Source organism: uncultured Amaricoccus sp. (assembly GCF_937891315.1).
In the GTDB taxonomy this organism is placed as follows: Bacteria; Pseudomonadota; Alphaproteobacteria; order Rhodobacterales; family Rhodobacteraceae; genus Amaricoccus.
On record NZ_CALAGI010000166.1, the window covers coordinates 1 to 16259 of the forward strand.

Here is a 16259-nt window from a genome sequence, read left to right on the forward strand (position 1 = left end):
GCGGTCCGCGCCGCGGCCTCGGCCCCCGTCGCCGCGACGAGCGCCGCGCCGCTCCGCGCCTGCGCCGCGCGCGCCGCCGACAGGGTCGCCTCGGCCTCGGCCCGCGCCGCCTCGACCTCGGTCAGCCGGTTTCGCTGGCGCAGCCGCTCCGCCGCCGCCGAGGGGGCCGCGCCGGCCGCGACGACCAGCCCGTCCCAGCGCCAGAGATCGCCCTCGCGGCTGACCAGCCGCTGCCCCGGCGCGAGATCGCGCCAGAGCAAGGCCCCGTCCGTGCGTGAAACCACCCCGACCGCCGCCAGCCGCCGCGCGAGCGCGGCCGGCGCCGTGACCCGCGCGGCCAGCGGCTCGGCTCCCTCGGGCAGGGCCGCGGTCGCGTCGTAGGGCGGCAACGCGCGCCAGCCGGTACCGTCCTCGCCCTCGGGCAGGGTCAGGTCGTCCGCCAACGCGGCGCCGAACGCCCCTTCGAAGCCCGGCGCCACACGCACCGAATCCACGATCTGCGCCTTCGCATCGCGCGGCCGCGCGAGCAGCCGTTCCAGCCCCGCCGCCTCGCCGGCCAACGCCTTGGCCGCGCCCTCGGCCTCGGCCAGCGCCGCCCGCGCCCCGGTATCGGCCTCGCGCGCCTCCGCCGCCGCTTCCTCGGCGAAGGCGAGCGCCTCCTCGGCCTCCTCGGCCCGGACGCGCGCATCCTCGGCATCCGCCGAAAGGTCCGCGCGCGCCGCGTTCGCCCGCGCCTGCTCGTCCCGCGCCGTCGTCAGCGCACCTTCGGCCTGCGACAGGCCGCGCCCGAACTCCTCGGCGCGCCGCCGCGCCTCAGCGACCGCGCGCTCCGCCGCCTGATGTTCGGCGAGCAGGCGCGCGGCCGCCTCGGCCCGCGCGTCGAACTCCGCCTCCGCCGCGCCGAGCGCGCCACCGGCCTGCGCGGCCGCGTCCCGCGCGGCGGCGAGCGCGTCGTCATGCCCCGCGCCCTCCGCCGCCAGCGCCTCGGCCTCGGCGCCCAGCCGCGCGGCCATCTCCCCGGCGTCGCCATCGAGCGCGGCCTCGCGCTCGCGGTCCGCCGCCAGCTGGCGCAGGCTCGACTCCAATCCGCGAATCCGCTCGTCCACCGCGCGCACCTCGGCCGCGTGCCGGTCGCGCTCCAGCGTCAGGCGCTGCAGGATCGCCGCGGCGACCGCGTCCTCCTCGCGCGCCGCCGGCATCGCCTCCTCGGTGTCGAGCCGCAGCCGGGCGGCCTCGGACGCCTCGTATTGCACGGCGCCGGCCAGCCGCGCCGCTTCGGTCAGCGCGGCCGCCGTCGCCGCCCGCTCCGCCTCGGCGTCGCGCCAGAGGCGGCAGAGCAGCGTCGCTTCCGCCCGGCGCAGCGCCTCGGCGATCTCGCGGTAGCGCGCCGCCTGCCTGGCCTGCCGCGCCAGCGTCCCGAGCTGGCCCTCCAGCGCCTCGACCACGTCGCCGACCCGGCCGAGATTCGCCTCGGTCGCCCGCAGCTTCAGCTCGGCCTCATGCCGCCGCTGATAGAGGCCGGAGATGCCCGCCGCCTCCTCCAGCACCCGCCGCCGGGCCTTGGGCCGCGCGTTGATCAGCTCCGAGATCTGCCCCTGCCGCACCAGCGACGGCGATTGCGCGCCGGTCGAGGCATCGGCGAACAGCATCTGCACGTCGCGCGCCCGCGCCTCCTTGCCGTTGGCGCGATAGGCGGACCCCGCCTCCCGCGTGATCCGGCGCACCACCTCCAGCGTGTCGGCGTCGTTGAAGCCCGCCGGCGCCCGCCGGTCGCGATTGTCGAGGGTCAGCGTCACCTCGGCATGATTGCGCGCCGGCCGCCGGCCGGAGCCGGCGAAGATCACATCTTCCATGCCCTCGCCGCGCATGACACTGGCGCGGGTCTCGCCCATCACCCAGCGCAAGGCTTCGAGCAGGTTCGACTTGCCGCAGCCGTTCGGCCCGACGACACCGGTCAGGCCGGGCGCGATCCCGAGTTCGGTCGGATCAACGAAACTCTTGAAGCCGAGCAGGCGCAGCTTGGTGAAATGCACGGCGCGGCGTCTCCGGGACTGTTGCCGGCACAGTGTCCCGTCCCGCGGCGATCCTGTCAAGACGATCACAGCATATGGCCATCACAACGGCCACACCCGCTACATATCGCGGCGGGCTGCCAGATGATCCGTCAGCCGGAACCCGGGCGGCAGCATGGGCTCCTCGCCCGCGATCATCGCCGCCATCGCCGCGCCAACGGCCGGTGCGAGGCCGAAGCCGGTGCGAAATCCGCCATTCGCCACGAAGACGCGGCGCTGCCCCGGCAAGGGCCCGAGCATCGGATCCGGCCTCGGCCCACGCGGACGGACGCCCGCCCAGCGCGCCAGTACCGGCCCGAGATCGGGGCGGAGCGCGCGTGCCCGGTCCATCAGCGCATCCAGCGCCGCGTCGGTGGCGCTGGCGTCGGTCCAGTCCGCCTCGCTCGTCGCGCCGACCGCGACGGTCCCGTCGGCATGCGGCACGATATAGAGCCCATCGGCATAGAGCATCGGCCGCCCGGGCGCGCCGCCTCCGGCGAGCAACGCGGCCTGACCCTTGACGCCCTTGCCGAGCCGGCCCAGCCCCGGCGCCGTCAGGTCGAACCCGCCGAGTCCCGCCGCGATCACCACCGTGCCCGCCGCGATCCGCCCGCGGTCGAAGGTGGCGCCGCTCTCCTCGGCCGAGAGTGCCCGCCAGCCGGGCCGCGTCTCGCCCCCGAGCGCGCGCAGCGCGGCGACCAGCGCGGCGATCGCGCGGCGGGGATTCAGCCGCGCCGACAGGGTTTCCCACACGACGCCCTCCGGCGCGGCGCCCGTCGCCAGCCATGGCGGCGCGGCGCGGACCGTCCAGCGCGCGCCGCGCCAAAGCGCCCGCGCCTCCACGGCGCGCGCTTCGGCCAGCGCGCGCGCCTCGGGCGTCGCGAGCGGGATCACCCGCCCGATCCGGCCATACTCGGGATCGAGCCCGCCGAGCGCGGCGACCGATGCCCAGTAGCCCTCGGCCGCCAGCAGCGTTTCGAGCTGGAAGGCCCGCTTGGCGCTCCAGCGCTCCGGCGGGTGCGGCGACAAGGCCCCGACCGGGCCGCCGCTCGCACCGGCGCCGGGCTCCGCGCGATCGGCTACGATCACCGACATGCCGCGGCGGGCGCAGGCCAGCGCGGTGGCGAGGCCGAAAATTCCGGCGCCTATCACCAGCACCTCGGCGGAGCCGCCCTTTCCCATGCGCGCGCGCCGCCCTAAAGTCCGCCACGATTCTCCAAGAGGTTAGAGCATGGATCGGCGCCACGGGCAAAAGCCGGACGCCCTTTGGCGCAAGGGCGCGGCGGGCGCGACGCGGGCGGGTTTTGATATCGACCTGATCGCCGGGCACGGCCCCGAACGCCACATGGCTCGCGGGTGGAGGTGGCCGGCATGAGCGCGCCGGCGGCCCCGGAGCCGTCCCGCCGCCGCGACAATCCGCGGCTCGGGATCGCGATGATGATCCTCGTATCGCTGATCTTCGCGTTTCAGGACGGCATCTCGCGTCACCTCGCGATGAACTATCACGTGATCACCGTGGTCACGGTGCGCTTCTGGGTCTTCGCGGCGATCACCATCGTCTGGGCCGTCTCGCGCGGCGGCGGGCTCGCCCGCGTCGCCCGCTCGGCGCATCCCTGGACGCAGATCGCGCGCGGGGTGCTGCTCGTCGCCGAGATCTGGATCACGGTCATCGCCTTCGTGAAGCTCGGGCTGATCGCGACGCATTCGATCTTCGCCGTCTATCCGCTGCTGGTGGCGGCGCTCGCGAGACCGCTGCTCGGCGAATATGTCGGCTGGCGGCGGGGGCTGGCCATTCTGGCCGGGCTGGTCGGGGTGCTGATCATCCTGCGGCCGGGCCTTCACGTCTTCGATCCGGCGGCGATCTATCCGCTGATCGGCGCCAGCATGTTCGCCGTCTATGCCCTGCTGACCCGAAAGGTCGGACGCGACGACAGCGCCGAGACCACCTTCTTCTACACCGGCGTCGTCGGCGCGGCGTTCAGCACACTGGCCGTGCCCTTCTTCTGGACGCCGATCGAGGGCTGGCAGGATTGGGCCTGGATGGGAACCCTCTGCCTGACCGCCGTCGCCGGGCATTTCCTGCTGATCAAGACCTACGAGGTGGCGGAGGCGAGCGTGGTCCAGCCCTTCGCCTATTTCCAGCTGGTTTTCATCGGGATCCTCGGGGTGTTCCTCTTCGGCGAGAAACTCGACAGCTGGACGATTTTCGGCACCGGCGTCATCCTCGCCGCCGGAATCTACACGCTGCTGCGGCAGCGGCGCCTCGGCGCGCACCCGCCATCGCCGGAGGATGGCTGAGGGGGCGGCGCCAGGACCATGGCCAACCGGGCGGAATCGTCCGGTGGCGAGATATCGCGGGAAATCAGAATCTGGAACGGACGAGCTGGCTCGGCGGCTCGGACTTCGCACTAGCCGCGTGGGTGCGCCGCGCCAGCCGGGAGGCGTCGGGAGACGCAAACAGGCACGGGTCGACGCGCGGCGATCCGAACCCAAAGCGTCCCAGCCAAAAGCAGCGGGACGAAACCCGCCAGAACATACTCGAGATACCCGGCTGTCATACCGTCCTCCCGCGACCGACGCGGCGCAGGGGCAATCTGCGCGCCATTGCTTAAGGGGCCGTAAAGGACACGCTAGGGTTGAATATGTCGAATTTTATCCATCAAAACGCGATGCCGCGCATCGAGTGTCTCCGTACAGTCAACAATCTGATGAGAGCGAGCCCGGTACGCAGCGGGGAGAAAGCGACTATCTTGGCAGTCGACACGTTCCCCGCGGGAGGATCGACCATGCTGAAAGAGATCAAGGGCCTGCATCACGTGACCTCGATGGCGTCAAGTGCCCGGGCCAACAATGCCTTCTTCACCGAAACCCTCGGCCTGCGCCGGGTGAAGCAGACGGTGAATTTCGACGCGCCGGATGTCTATCACCTCTACTATGGCGACGAGATCGGCACGCCTGGCTCGGTGATGACCTATTTCCCGTTCCCGAACATGGGGCCGCGCGGCGCCGGCGCGGGCGAGGTCGGGGTGACGGTCTTCGCGGTGCCGAAAGACGCGCTGCCCTACTGGCGCGAGCGGCTGGCGGCGCGCGGCGCGCCGGGCCTTAAGGAGGAGGAGATCTTCGGCGAGAAGCGCCTTCGCTTCACCGGGCCGGACGGCGACGAATTCGCGCTGGCCGAGGTCGCGGACAGCCGCGCCCCCTGGACGGGCGGCGGTGTTCCGGTCGACGTCGCGATCCGCGGCTTTCAGGGCGCATCGCTGCGGCTGCGCGACGCGGGTGCCACCGACGAGCTGCTGCGCTTCATGGGCTACGAGGTCGCGGATACCGCGGGCGCCGTCACCCGGTTCGTCCTGCCGGGCGGCAACGGCGCCGACATGATCGAGGTCGAGACCCTGCCCGGCGCGCGACCGGCGCGACTCGGCGCGGGATCGGTGCATCACATCGCCTTCGCGGTGCCCGACCGGGCGGCGCAACTCGAGGTGCGCGAGGCGCTGGCCGATACTGGGCACCAGGTGACGCCGGTGATCGACCGCGACTATTTCTGGTCTATCTATTTCCGCACGCCCGGCGGCGTCCTGTTCGAGGTCGCGACCAATGAGCCCGGCTTCGACCGGGACGAGGACACCGCGCATCTCGGCGAGGCGCTGCGCCTGCCGAAGCAGCATGCGCATCTTCGGTCCTATCTCGAACAGCATCTGGAACCGCTGTCATGATCGACGCCTATCCGCACCATGCCGAGCCGGGGGAACCGGGAGCGCCACTGATGATCCTGTTCCACGGTACCGGCGGCGACGAGCGGCAGTTCGTCCAACTCGCCCGGGGGCTGATCCCCGGCACCGGCCTCGTGGCGCCGCGCGGCGATGTGTCGGAGCGCGGCGCGGCGCGGTTCTTTCGCCGCGCCGGCGAGGGGGTCTATGACATGGCCGACCTCGCACGGGCGACGGAGAAGATGGCGGGCTTCGTCGCGGCGCATGTCGCGCGCGCGAAGCCGGGCCGCGTGATCGGGCTCGGCTATTCAAACGGCGCGAACATCCTCGCCAGCGTGATCTTCGCGCGGCCGGATCTGTTCGACGCGGCGGTGCTGATGCATCCGCTGATCCCCTGGACACCCGCGCCGGCGCCGGTACGGACCCGGGTGCTGATCACCGCCGGCGCACGGGATCCGATCTGCCCGCCCGCCGCGACGCGGGCGCTTCAGGACTGGGTCCGCGCGCAGGGCGCCTCGGTCGAGACCGAATGGCACGAGGGCGGGCACGAAATCGCAAGATCGGAGCTGGCCGCGATCGGCCGGCTCCTCGATGCATGACAAAAGGAGAAACAGGATGGCAATCGACACGGCGGACATCGTCCTCGAGGAGACCAGCGGCAAGGGCCGCTACCTCTTTCGCGCCGATGGCGCGGAGGCGGAGATGACCTTCTCAAAGGCCGGGGAGCATCTGGTCATCATCGACCATACCGGGGTGCCGGACGCCTTTCGCGGCCAGGGTGTTGGCCAGGCGCTGGTCCTGCGCGGCGTGACGGACGCGCGGGCGGCGGGCAAGAAGATCCTGCCGCTCTGCACTTTCGCGGCGGCGCAGTTCCGCCGCCATCCCGAATGGTCCGACGTGCTGAGCGCGCGCTAGCGCGGAGTCCCTCCCCGGACGATCCGGGCCGTCGACTCGCGTTTTTGAAATGCCGCGATTTCCTGATCATCGGACGCTTCCATCCGATTGGAAATCGCTCCGGATTGAGGAGGCACCGATGAGTTGGAACCCGACACTCGACCCGACCTGCCCCGACGCGGTCACCGCCGACCAGATCGAGACCCTGATCATTCCCCGCGCGCGCGATCTCGGCGGTTTCGAGGTGAAGCGCGCGCTTCCCGCGCCCAGGCGGCAGATGGTCGGCCCCTTCATCTTCTTCGATCAGCTCGGCCCGGTCGAGTTCCTGACCGGCGCCGGGGTCGATGTGCGACCGCATCCGCATATCGGCCTGTCGACCGTCACCTATCTGTTCGAGGGCGGCTTCCGGCACCGGGATTCGACCGGCGCCGACCAGTTCATCTCGCCCGGCGACGTGAACTGGATGACGGCGGGCATCGGCGTTACCCATTCGGAGCGGACGACGGCGGAGACCAAGGCGCATCCGCACAAGGCCTTCGGCATCCAGACCTGGGTGGCACTGCCGGAATCGGCGGAGGATTCGCCAGCCCGGTTCGAGCACGCCGCGAAGGCGAACCTGCCGATGCTGGAAGCCGAGGGGGTGAAGCTGCGGCTGATCCTCGGCACCGCCTTCGGCCAGCGCGCGCCGGTCACGACGTCATCCGAGATGTTCTACGCCGATGTCGAGCTGGCGCCGGGGGCGCAGGTGCCCTTGCCCGACGACCAGGAGGACCGCGGCGTCTATGTGGCGCAGGGGTCGATCGAGGTCGCGGGGCAGCGGTTCGAGGGCAACCAGATGATGGTGTTCCGCCCCGGCGACCGGCTGGCGGTGCGGGCCGGGCCCGCCGGTGCGCGGCTGCTGCTGCTCGGTGGCGCGACCCTGGAAGGACCGCGGCATATCTGGTGGAACTTCGTCGCCTCGTCCCGGGAGCGGATCGAAGCGGCGAAGGAAGCCTGGCGCGCCGGGGACTTCCATCACGGCCGCTTCCACCTGCCGCCGGGCGACGACGGCGAGTTCATCCCGCTGCCGCCCTGAGCCGACGCCCCGGGTGGGGCGCCGGCAGCGGCGGTCAGGCCTTGCGGATCAGCACTTCGGCATAGTCGGACGGGACCACCAGTGTGCCGTCCTTCGCCGTGTTGAACCGGGTGAGAAGATCGCGGAGATCCGTTTCCATCGCACCCGCCCCGTCGCCGAGCGCGAGGAAGGCCTTGTGCATCGGGCCATAGAACTCGCGGAAGAAGCCGAGGAAATGGTCGGCCGACCGGTAGCGGAAGCGGAACTGGCGCGGCACGAACTGGATCGCGGTGGCCGAAGGACCGAACATCTCGCGGATCGCCGGTTCCGAGCCCCAGAGCGCGGGGGATTTCGCGCCCGGCGGCGGCGGGACATGGCGCCCGATGGTCTTGAAGACCTGGCCGATGAACCCGTCCGGGGTCCAGTTCGCCATCGCGATCGTGCCACCGCGCCGGCAGACCCGCAGGAGCTCGGCCGCCGCCTTGCCGTGATCGGCGCAGAACATCACGCCGAAGGTCGAAAGCACCACGTCGAAGCTGTTCTCCGGGAAGCTCAGCGCCTCGACATCCTCGACCTGGAAGGTGACCGGCAGGCGCTCGGCCAGCGCCCGCTCCTCGGCGCGGGCGACGAGGGCGGGCACATAGTCGGTCGAGGTCACCTTGGCGAAGCGGCGGGCGGCGGCGAGGGTCGCATTGCCATTGCCGGCGGCGACGTCGAGCACCCGCGCCCCGGCGCGGAGGTCGATGGTCTCGCAGAGCTGTTCGCCGACGATCTGCAAGGTGGTGCCAACGGCGGCGTAGTCACCGGAGGCCCAGGTCGCCCGCTGCTTGGCCTTCAGCGCCGTCAAATCGATCGTGGGGGTCAAAATCTCGTTCATTGAATGGTTTTCCTGTCTGGCGCGGCCGCGGGTGAAGGGATGCGCGGCCGACATGTCACCATGCTCCACGCGGAAGGGCTGTGCTTGAGGACGCGGCGGGCTTATCCTGTGGAGATGATGGGGAATGGTCGGGGGGAAGGCCGCTGAGATATCGGTTCGACGCATTCCTGCTCGACACGAGCCAGTTTCGCCTCTGCCACGGCGAGGCGCCGGTGCATGTGGAGCCGATGGTCTTCGACCTGCTGCGGCTGTTCGTCGAGAACGCCGGGACAGTGATCGACCGCGACCGTCTGTGCGCCGACGTCTGGGGCGGGCGGATCGTGGCGGAAGCGACATTGTCGACGGCGATCAAGTCGGCGCGCCGCGCCCTCGGCGACAGCGGCGCGGCGCAGGGCTATATCGAGACGGTGCGCGGGCGCGGCTATCGCTTTACCGGTCAGGTGCTCGCGGATGCCGCGGCCGAGGCCGCCGCGCCGGAACCGCCGGTGCCCGAGGCGCCGGGTGGCGTCGTGGCGGGCGGCCAGCCGAGCGTCGCGGTGCTGCCGCTGGCGCGGGTTGGCGATCCGGAGGCGTTTCCCGGACTGGAGGAGGCGCTGCCGCACGAGGTCATCGTGGCACTCGCCCGGCTGCGCTGGCTCGCGGTGATCGCGCGGGGATCGAGCTTCCGGTTTCGCGGCGACGAGCCGGATCTCGGCGCGGTCGGGCGGGTGCTCGGCGCGCGCTACTGCCTGACCGGGACGCTTGAGCTCTTCGGGCGGGCGATGGCGACGACGGTCGAACTCGCCGAGTGCGAAAGCCGCGCCGTGATCTGGGGCGAGCGCTTCGCCGGCACGTTCGACGATGTGCACGGGCTCCGCGCCGAGATCATCCGGGGCGTCACCGCCGCGCTGGAGGAGCGCATCCCGATGCGCGAGGCGGCGCTCGCCCAGGATCGGCCGGCGGAAAACCTCGACGCCTGGCAGGCCTTTCATCTCGGGCTGCGATACATGCATCGCTATACGCGCGAGGGGAACATGGCGGCCGAGGCGCTGTTCCGGCGGGCGATCGCGCTGCAGCCGAGCTTCGCGCGGGCGCACGCGGGCTTGTCCTTCACCCATTTCCAGAACGCCTTCATGCGCTATCTGCCCGACCGCGACAAGGAGACCGACCGGGCGCGGCGGGCCGCCGAGCGGGGGATCGAGAACGACCCGCTCGACCCGTTCGTCAATTTCAACATGGGCCGCAGCTTCTGGATCCGTCAGGATCTCGACGGTGCGATGCCCTGGCTCGAACGGGCGACGGACATCAGCCCGAGCTACGCGCAGGGGCTCTATTCCCGCGCGCTCATCGACGTTCTCTCGGAGCGGCCGGGCGCGGGGATACCGGCGGCGGAAATGGCGATGCGGCTGAGCCCGCTCGACCCCCTGCTCTATGCGATGCGGGCGACGAAAGCGCTGGCCCTGGTCAGCGAGGGCGCCCACGACGCCGCCGCGGACTGGGCCGACGTCGCGGCCCGCACGCCGCGGGCGCATCTGGTGATCGAGATGATCGCCGCGATCAGCCACGACCTCGCCGGCGACGAGGCGAAGGCCCGGCACTGGACCGAGAGCGCGCGGGCGCACGGGCGGGAAGCGACGCGCGGCTATTTCTTCGAAGCCTTGCCGATCCGGCCCGGCCCGCTGCGCGACACGGTGGAGAAGGCGCTGGCACGGCGCGGCTTCTGAGTATCCGTCAGCGGCTCGTCGGGTGGCCCGGGATTGCCTTGAGATAGGTCGCGATATCGTTCCGGTCGGTGGCGGGCAGCATCGACAGGTTTCCCTGGACCTCGGCCATGGCGCCACCGACGGAATCGAATTCGGGGGTGAAGCCGGATTCGAAATAGTAGGCGATGTCGGCGAGTGACCAGTCGCCGATACCACCATCGCCCGGGGTGATGTTCGGCACCCGGCCCGTACCCTCCGCCGCTGGCGCCCCGGAGAGCCAGCGGGTGGAATCCATCGCACCGGCGAGGTTTCGCGGCGTATGGCATTCGCCGCAATGGCCCGGCCCCTCGACGAGATACTGACCGCGGGTCATGGCCGGATCCGGCGCCGCGAACTCGACCATCGGCGCGGCGTTCAGGAAGGCGAGCTTCCAGAGCCCGATTCCGCGCCGGATGTTGAAAGGAAACCGCAACCGCGACTCCGGCTGCGCCCCCGGGACCGCCGGCAGGGTATGGAGAAAGGCGGAGAGATCGGCCACGTCGCCCGGCGTCACGCGGATATAGGACGCATAGGGAAAGGCCGGATAATAGTGCCGCCCCTCGGGCGAGACGCCGCGCCACATGGCCGTGGCGAGATCGGCGGCGGTCCAGCCGCCGATGCCGTCGATCTCGTCACTCGAAATGTTGGGCACGACGAAATCGCCGAACTCGGTCGCGAGCACCCGGCCACCGCCGAGGCGGAGGCGATCCTCGCCCTTGGCGCCCGGCGCGGCGTGGCAGGAGGCACAGCCGCCGATCCAGAATACCCGCTCGCCCCGCGCCGCGTCGCCCGCCGGCAAGGCGGCGATCTCGCCCGGCGTCAGTCCGCTCGGCAACGTCGCGAGATAAAACGCGGCGAGGCCGGCGAGCGCGGCGAGGACGAGCCAGCCGAAGGCGCGGCGCACGCGATTCCCGCGCCGGCTACTTGTCGACCCGGAAGCCTTCGTGACAGCTCTTGCAGGTGCCCATCACCGGGCCCATCGCCGCCTTGAAGGCATCGAGATCCGCGGGACCCGCCCGCCCGGACGCCTCGCGCGCGGCGGTCGTGGCGGCGACGAACTTGGCGATCTCGGCCTGGAAGCCGGCCGCGTCCTCCCAGACCTTCGGCGATGCCTCGCTCTTGGCCGGATCGAGCGTGCCTTCGGGAAAGAAGGAGCCGAAGGCGGCGGCCGTCGCGGCCAGCGAGAAGATCGCCGCCTTGCCGACCGTCGGCGAATAGGGGATCTCGCCCTTCATCATGCCGCCCGCGACGGCGGCGGAGGCGCCGTTGCTTTCCATCAGCTTCTGACGCACCGCGATCGGATCCTCGGCGGCGAGCGCGGGAACCGACAGCGCGGCGACGAGGCCGAGCGTCAAGACATGCCTGGTCATTTGGCTTCTCCATCGTTGGCGCCGGGTCGCGGGTCCCTGGCTTGCGGGGTAGCTTGCCCGGAGCGAACGGCCGTCGATCGAGCCGGGCGATCCTTCCCTGCTTTCCCGATCCTGTGAAGTCTCGGATCGGACAACTTTACGCGAGGCGTCGCGGCACAGCCGGCGTCACAGGCGGTAGAAGGCCTGGGTTCCCGGGTCGTAGACCTCGAGATCGCCCTCGCCGATGTCCTTCCAGGTGCCGTGCAGCTGGAGGCGACCATCCATCACCGCCTCGGAGACGAAGGGAAAGGTCATGAGGTTGCCCAAGCTGACGAGCACGGTCTGTTGCTCGAGCGCGCGCAGGGCCTGGTCGCGGGGCAGTTCGCGCAGCGGCTGGACGCTCGGCGCGAGCACCTCGAGCCAGTGGCCGACGAAGCTGTCGGCGTTCGGCGCGCCCGGCTGTCCGGTCTCGATATCGAAACAGCCGGCCACGCCGCCGCATTGCGAATGGGCCATGACGATCAGATGTCGAACGTTGAGCACCGTGACGGCGTATTCGATCGTCGCGGAGGTGCCGTGCTGGCGGCCGTCCGGCGTACAGGGCGGAACCAGATTGGCGATGTTGCGATGGACGAAGAACTCCCCGGCCTCGGAACCGAAGACGTCCGTCACCATCACCCGGCTGTCGCAGCAGGCGATCACCATGGCCCGCGGAGTCTGGCCGTGGGTCGCCAGCTCCTGGAGGCGGGCGCGCTGTTCGGGACTGCGGCTCGCGCGGCGTTCGCGATGCCGGGCGATCAGGAATTGCGGCAGGGGCTTGGCGAACTTCATCGGCTGATCCGTGGCTGCTGCGGGATAGGTCGATTTCAGCTAAATTGCGCAATACATTAATCATGCGGCGGCGCACAATAGCTGTTACATCGTAAGCTTCCCTTCATGGATTGGCCGCACTTTCGCGCCTGGGTGAGCCGGGGGAAAGAATGGTCGCGCAACTCTTTCATTTCGCGTCCCACGAGGACGCGGTGCTGGATACGAGCCGGATTCTCGTACTGCGCCAGTCGCTGGGTGACCAGCGCTGCCGCGAAGTCGTCGAAGAGGTGGTGTTTCATCTGACCGATCGGCTCGGGCTGCTCGAGGCGGCGCTGCGCGGCGGAAATCCGGCCGAGGCACAGGTTCTGGCCTCGCGGCTGGCCAGCCTGAGCGAGCAGGTCGGCCTCGCCGACTTCGCCCGGGTCTCGCGCGATCTCAGCCAATGCCTTCAGGCCGGCGACGAGGTGGCGACGGCGGCGGTCGCATCCCGTCTGGCGCGGTTGGGCGAGGAGTCGCTGTTCACGGTCATCCTCTACGCCGACCAGAGCGCGCTCTGAGGCGCGGCACCGGCGGATTTTTGCCATCCGGGACGCCACCTCGCGCCTTTTCAAGGATTTATCCGAGGAATATGGATTCCCTGGCGTGGCGGCGTCCTCTAAGGTCGGCGGGTTCCCAATGAGGTCGCCATGCCGCTCGTCCCGGATTCGGATGCCCCCGCGATCCCGCTCCACGTGATCGATGCCGACCGGTTTCCGGACTGGCTGGCCGCGCGGGACGACGCGTCCCGCGCCTGGATCACCGCGAACGGGTTCGAGGCGGGTCTGGGCGAGACGCTGGTCCTGCCGCGGTTCGACGTCGGTCGCGAGGGTGGCGTCGGCGCCGCCTTGGGCGGCTGGGGCACGGCGCGGGCGCGGGCGCGCGGCCGGTTTCATCTCGCCGGGATCGCCGGCAAGCTCCCGGCGGCACGCTATCGCCTCGCGGTCGCGGCGGCGGATTTCGCACCGGCGACCGAGGCGCTGGGCTGGCTGCTCGGCGAGTACCGCTTCGAACGCTACCGCAAGTCGACGGCGAAGGCCTGCGAGCTCGTCTGTCCCGAGGGCGTCGCGGCCGATCGGGTCGCCGCCTTCGCGTCCGCGGCGGCGCTGGCGCAGGATCTCATCAATACCCCGGCGAACGACCTGGGACCGGAGGCGCTGGAGACGGCGTTTCTGGCACTCGCCGCGCGGCACGGCGCGGCGACCCGCGTGATCCGGGGCGATGAATTGCTCGCGGCGAACCTGCCACTGATCCACGCGGTCGGGGCGGCGGCGCGCGAGGTGCCGCGACTCCTCGACCTCACCTGGGGCCGGGAGGACGCGCCGCGGGTGACCCTCGTCGGCAAGGGCGTCTGTTTCGATACCGGCGGGCTCAATATCAAGCCCGGCGCCTCGATGGGGCTGATGAAGAAGGACATGGGCGGCGCGGCGACCGCGATGGGCCTCGCCGCCCTCGTCATGTGGCTTGGGCTCGACCTGCGGTTGCGGGTGCTGGTGCCGGCGGTGGAAAATGCGATTGCCGGGCCAGCGATGCGGCCAGGCGACATTCTGCGCAGTCGCGCGGGGCTGACGGTCGAGGTGAACAATACCGACGCCGAGGGGCGGCTGGTGCTCGCCGACGCGCTGGCGCTGGCCGAGGAGGAGGCGCCGGAGCTGCTGCTCAGCCTCGCGACGCTGACCGGCGCCGCGCGGGTGGCGCTCGGGCCCGACGTGCCGGCCTTCTTCACCGATGACGACGGGCTGGCCGGCGATCTCGCCCGCGCGGCGGCGGAAGTCGCCGATCCGCTGTGGCGCCTGCCGTTCTGGGACCCCTACGAGCCCTTGATCGAGCCGGGGATCGCCGATCTCGACAATGCGCCCTCGGGCGGCATGGCGGGCGCGATCACGGCGGCGCTGTTCCTGCGCCGCTTCGTCGGTCCGGGACGGTCTTACGCGCATTTCGACATCTACGGCTGGACGCCGGTGGCGAAGCCGGGGCGGACGAAGGGCGGGGCTTTTCAGGCCGCGCGGGCGATTCTCGCGGTGTTGGAGGGACGCTATTGCCGGGGGATCTGACGCGCTTCGCGAACCGGCTGCGCGCCGCCCGGCCGGATCTCGCGGCGGAGCACCTGCGCGGAACGGTCGCGGCGGAGCGGTTCGTTCGAGGCGAGCAGCGGACGGTGGTCGCCAGCCTGCTCGATCTCTCGACCCGCCCGAACCCGGGCGCGGCGCGGGACACGCAGCTTCTGCATGGCGAAAGCTTCGTCGTCTACGAGACACGGGAGGATGGGCTCGCCTGGGGTCAGGCCGAGCTCGACGGCTACGTCGGCTATGTCGCCGCCTCGGGCCTCGGCGCGCCACGGCCGCGCGGCACGCGGATCACCGCGATTTCGAGCCACCTTTACCCCGAGCCGAGCGTCCGGGCGCGTCCGAGCCTGGATCTGCCGTTCATGGCCGAGGTCGCGGTGCGTGGCACCACCGGGGATTTTGCGCGACTTCGGGCGGGCGGGCATGTGCCGCGGGCGCATCTCGCACCAGTGAGCGGGGATTTCGTCGATCAGGCGGCGCGCTTCATCGGCGTGCCCTACCTCTGGGGCGGGCGCGGCGCGCGCGGGCTCGACTGCTCGGCGCTGGTTCAGCTGGCGTTGCTCGCCACCGGTGTCGCGGCGCCGCGCGATTCGGACATGCAGGCCGCGTTGCTCGGCGCGCCGCTGCCGCCGCGCGTGGCGAGCAAACGGGGCGACCTGCTGTTCTGGAAGGGGCATGTCGGCATGCTGATCGACGAAGATACGCTGCTCCATGCCAACGGGCACCACATGGCGGTGGTGGCCGAGCCGCTGGCGCCGGCGCTCGCGCGGATCGCCGCGGCCGGCGGAGGGCCGGTCACCGTGCGCCGCCGGCTCGCCAAGGGGGTTGGCGAGCCGACGCACTGGACGACGGCGGCCCGGTGACGTTTCGGCCACTGGCCAGCCGCGCCTGGTTCAGTGGCGCGTCGGGGAAACCAGTGGCACGAGGGCGTGGGCCGCGAGTTCGTCGTCGTCGAGCACACGGCGGAGCGCCAGCCCGAACTCCTCGGCGGCGCGGGCGAGGCCGAACGAGATGTCGGCGCGCACCATCAGCGTCGCCATCAGGATCGCATCCTCGCGCGCGCCCTCGGCGGCGAGTGCGACGAAACGGGCGAAGATACATTCGTCGCCACCGACGCAAGGACAATGCGGCGCATGCCTCTGCAGCGGGCGACGACCGTGGGTCACGATCTGGCGCAACAGTGTTTCGAGCGTCTCGGTCGCGAACCGCGCAGGCGCGGGCCCGTAACGCTCGATCAGGTCGCGCCAGACCTCGGCCTGGCCAAGCCGCCCGTCGCTCCACAGCCGCGTGTACATCACGACGCGCTGCTCCAGCGGCGTCAGATCCGACAGGCGGCTGACGGGAGCGGCTCCGGGCGGATGGTGTCGGGTCATTTCGTGAGGATCAGCTTGCCCTGGCGGGTGATGTGCAGGACATAGAGCGTCCCGTCGAGCACGATGGTCGCCTCGGTTCCCCCGGCGGTCAGCAGCCGCGCGTCATGCTGGGGACGGGGGCGCGGCTCGACGCGCGGACGAGACTCGACATAGGCTTCGCGGCTGGGATGGAATGGCGCGTTCATGGGCGTACCTCCGGACGGTCTTGGATCCGGCTGGCTCGGGGGAACGGGCGCGGGCTCTTCGCTGTCGCGCTCGCTTCCCATGCCAACGGCTCCGGGTTTGGGACGAGGATCGGGGGTGGCTGGTCCATGAGGCGGG

Annotated in this window: 17 protein-coding genes; 9 read left to right on the forward strand and 8 right to left on the reverse strand. The window is 71.1% G+C overall.

The window, feature by feature from the left end:
- Both Q0480_RS16505 and Q0480_RS16510 read right to left on the reverse strand, forming a co-directional pair.
- Positions 1–2033 (reverse strand): AAA family ATPase (locus tag Q0480_RS16505; protein WP_299134565.1); only part of this gene is annotated, 2033 nt, incomplete at its 3' end.
- Positions 2034–2132: 99 nt separating this feature from the next.
- The gene (locus Q0480_RS16510) at positions 2133–3233 is read right to left on the reverse strand and encodes an FAD-dependent oxidoreductase (protein WP_299134567.1); all 1101 of its coding nucleotides are present in this window, start codon (positions 3231–3233) and stop codon (positions 2133–2135) included.
- Positions 3234–3422: 189 nt separating this feature from the next.
- On the opposite strand from Q0480_RS16510, the gene Q0480_RS16515 reads away from it, so the two are divergent.
- The 5 genes from Q0480_RS16515 (at position 3423) to Q0480_RS16535 (ending at position 7727) form a co-directional block, all read left to right on the forward strand.
- Complete coding sequence (locus Q0480_RS16515; RefSeq protein WP_299134569.1) at positions 3423–4349, forward strand: DMT family transporter; 927 nt, start codon at positions 3423–3425, stop codon at positions 4347–4349.
- Between the two features lie 488 nt (positions 4350–4837).
- On the forward strand, positions 4838–5764 hold the full coding sequence (locus Q0480_RS16520; RefSeq protein ID WP_299134572.1) for a VOC family protein: 927 nt from the start codon (positions 4838–4840) through the stop codon (positions 5762–5764).
- Complete coding sequence (locus Q0480_RS16525) at positions 5761–6357, forward strand: alpha/beta hydrolase (RefSeq protein WP_299134575.1); 597 nt, start codon at positions 5761–5763, stop codon at positions 6355–6357. Before Q0480_RS16520 ends, Q0480_RS16525 begins: the two co-directional genes overlap by 4 nt.
- Before the next feature lie 16 nt (positions 6358–6373).
- Positions 6374–6673, forward strand: coding sequence for a GNAT family N-acetyltransferase (locus tag Q0480_RS16530; protein WP_299134577.1), 300 nt, complete (start codon positions 6374–6376; stop codon positions 6671–6673).
- A 118-nt stretch (positions 6674–6791) separates the two neighbouring features.
- Positions 6792–7727, forward strand: a complete 936-nt coding sequence (locus Q0480_RS16535) for a pirin family protein (protein WP_299134578.1) — start codon at positions 6792–6794, stop codon at positions 7725–7727.
- Between the two features lie 34 nt (positions 7728–7761).
- Here Q0480_RS16535 and Q0480_RS16540 read toward each other — a convergent pair whose 3' ends face one another.
- Positions 7762–8583, reverse strand: coding sequence for a class I SAM-dependent methyltransferase (locus Q0480_RS16540; RefSeq protein ID WP_299134580.1), 822 nt, complete (start codon positions 8581–8583; stop codon positions 7762–7764).
- Between the two features lie 80 nt (positions 8584–8663).
- Here Q0480_RS16540 and Q0480_RS16545 point away from each other — a divergent pair, with 80 nt between their 5' ends.
- Positions 8664–10286, forward strand: a complete 1623-nt coding sequence (locus Q0480_RS16545; protein ID WP_299134582.1) for a winged helix-turn-helix domain-containing protein — start codon at positions 8664–8666, stop codon at positions 10284–10286.
- Between the two features lie 7 nt (positions 10287–10293).
- On the opposite strand, the gene Q0480_RS16550 is transcribed toward Q0480_RS16545, so the two are convergent.
- From Q0480_RS16550 to Q0480_RS16560, 3 genes are all read right to left on the reverse strand, one after another.
- Positions 10294–11208 carry a cytochrome c gene (locus Q0480_RS16550; RefSeq protein WP_299134584.1) on the reverse strand — a complete coding sequence of 305 codons (915 nt, stop codon included), beginning with the start codon at positions 11206–11208 and terminating at the stop codon, positions 10294–10296.
- A 16-nt stretch (positions 11209–11224) separates the two neighbouring features.
- Positions 11225–11674 carry a cytochrome c gene (locus Q0480_RS16555; RefSeq protein WP_299134586.1) on the reverse strand — a complete coding sequence of 150 codons (450 nt, stop codon included), beginning with the start codon at positions 11672–11674 and terminating at the stop codon, positions 11225–11227.
- Positions 11675–11839: 165 nt separating this feature from the next.
- Entirely contained in the window at positions 11840–12484 is a 645-nt protein-coding gene (locus Q0480_RS16560; RefSeq protein ID WP_299134588.1) for a carbonic anhydrase, read from the reverse strand.
- Positions 12485–12633: 149 nt separating this feature from the next.
- Between Q0480_RS16560 and Q0480_RS16565 the strand changes: the two genes are divergently transcribed.
- The 3 genes from Q0480_RS16565 (at position 12634) to Q0480_RS16575 (ending at position 15428) form a co-directional block, all read left to right on the forward strand.
- A complete protein-coding gene (locus Q0480_RS16565) occupies positions 12634–13020 on the forward strand; it encodes a hypothetical protein (protein ID WP_299134590.1) in 387 nt (128 codons plus the stop codon).
- A 129-nt stretch (positions 13021–13149) separates the two neighbouring features.
- Positions 13150–14553, forward strand: coding sequence for a M17 family metallopeptidase (locus Q0480_RS16570; protein WP_299134592.1), 1404 nt, complete (start codon positions 13150–13152; stop codon positions 14551–14553).
- Positions 14538–15428: an NlpC/P60 family protein gene (locus Q0480_RS16575; RefSeq protein ID WP_299134594.1), complete on the forward strand. Its 891-nt coding sequence runs from the start codon at positions 14538–14540 to the stop codon at positions 15426–15428. The genes Q0480_RS16570 and Q0480_RS16575 overlap by 16 nt, the downstream gene beginning before the upstream one ends.
- Before the next feature lie 30 nt (positions 15429–15458).
- Here the strand turns inward: Q0480_RS16575 and Q0480_RS16580 are convergent, their stop codons facing one another.
- Both Q0480_RS16580 and Q0480_RS16585 read right to left on the reverse strand, forming a co-directional pair.
- The gene (locus Q0480_RS16580; protein ID WP_299134595.1) at positions 15459–15938 is read right to left on the reverse strand and encodes a hypothetical protein; all 480 of its coding nucleotides are present in this window, start codon (positions 15936–15938) and stop codon (positions 15459–15461) included.
- On the reverse strand, positions 15935–16123 hold the full coding sequence (locus Q0480_RS16585; protein WP_299134598.1) for a hemin uptake protein HemP: 189 nt from the start codon (positions 16121–16123) through the stop codon (positions 15935–15937). Before Q0480_RS16585 ends, Q0480_RS16580 begins: the two co-directional genes overlap by 4 nt.
- Between the last annotated feature and the right edge of the window lie 136 nt (positions 16124–16259).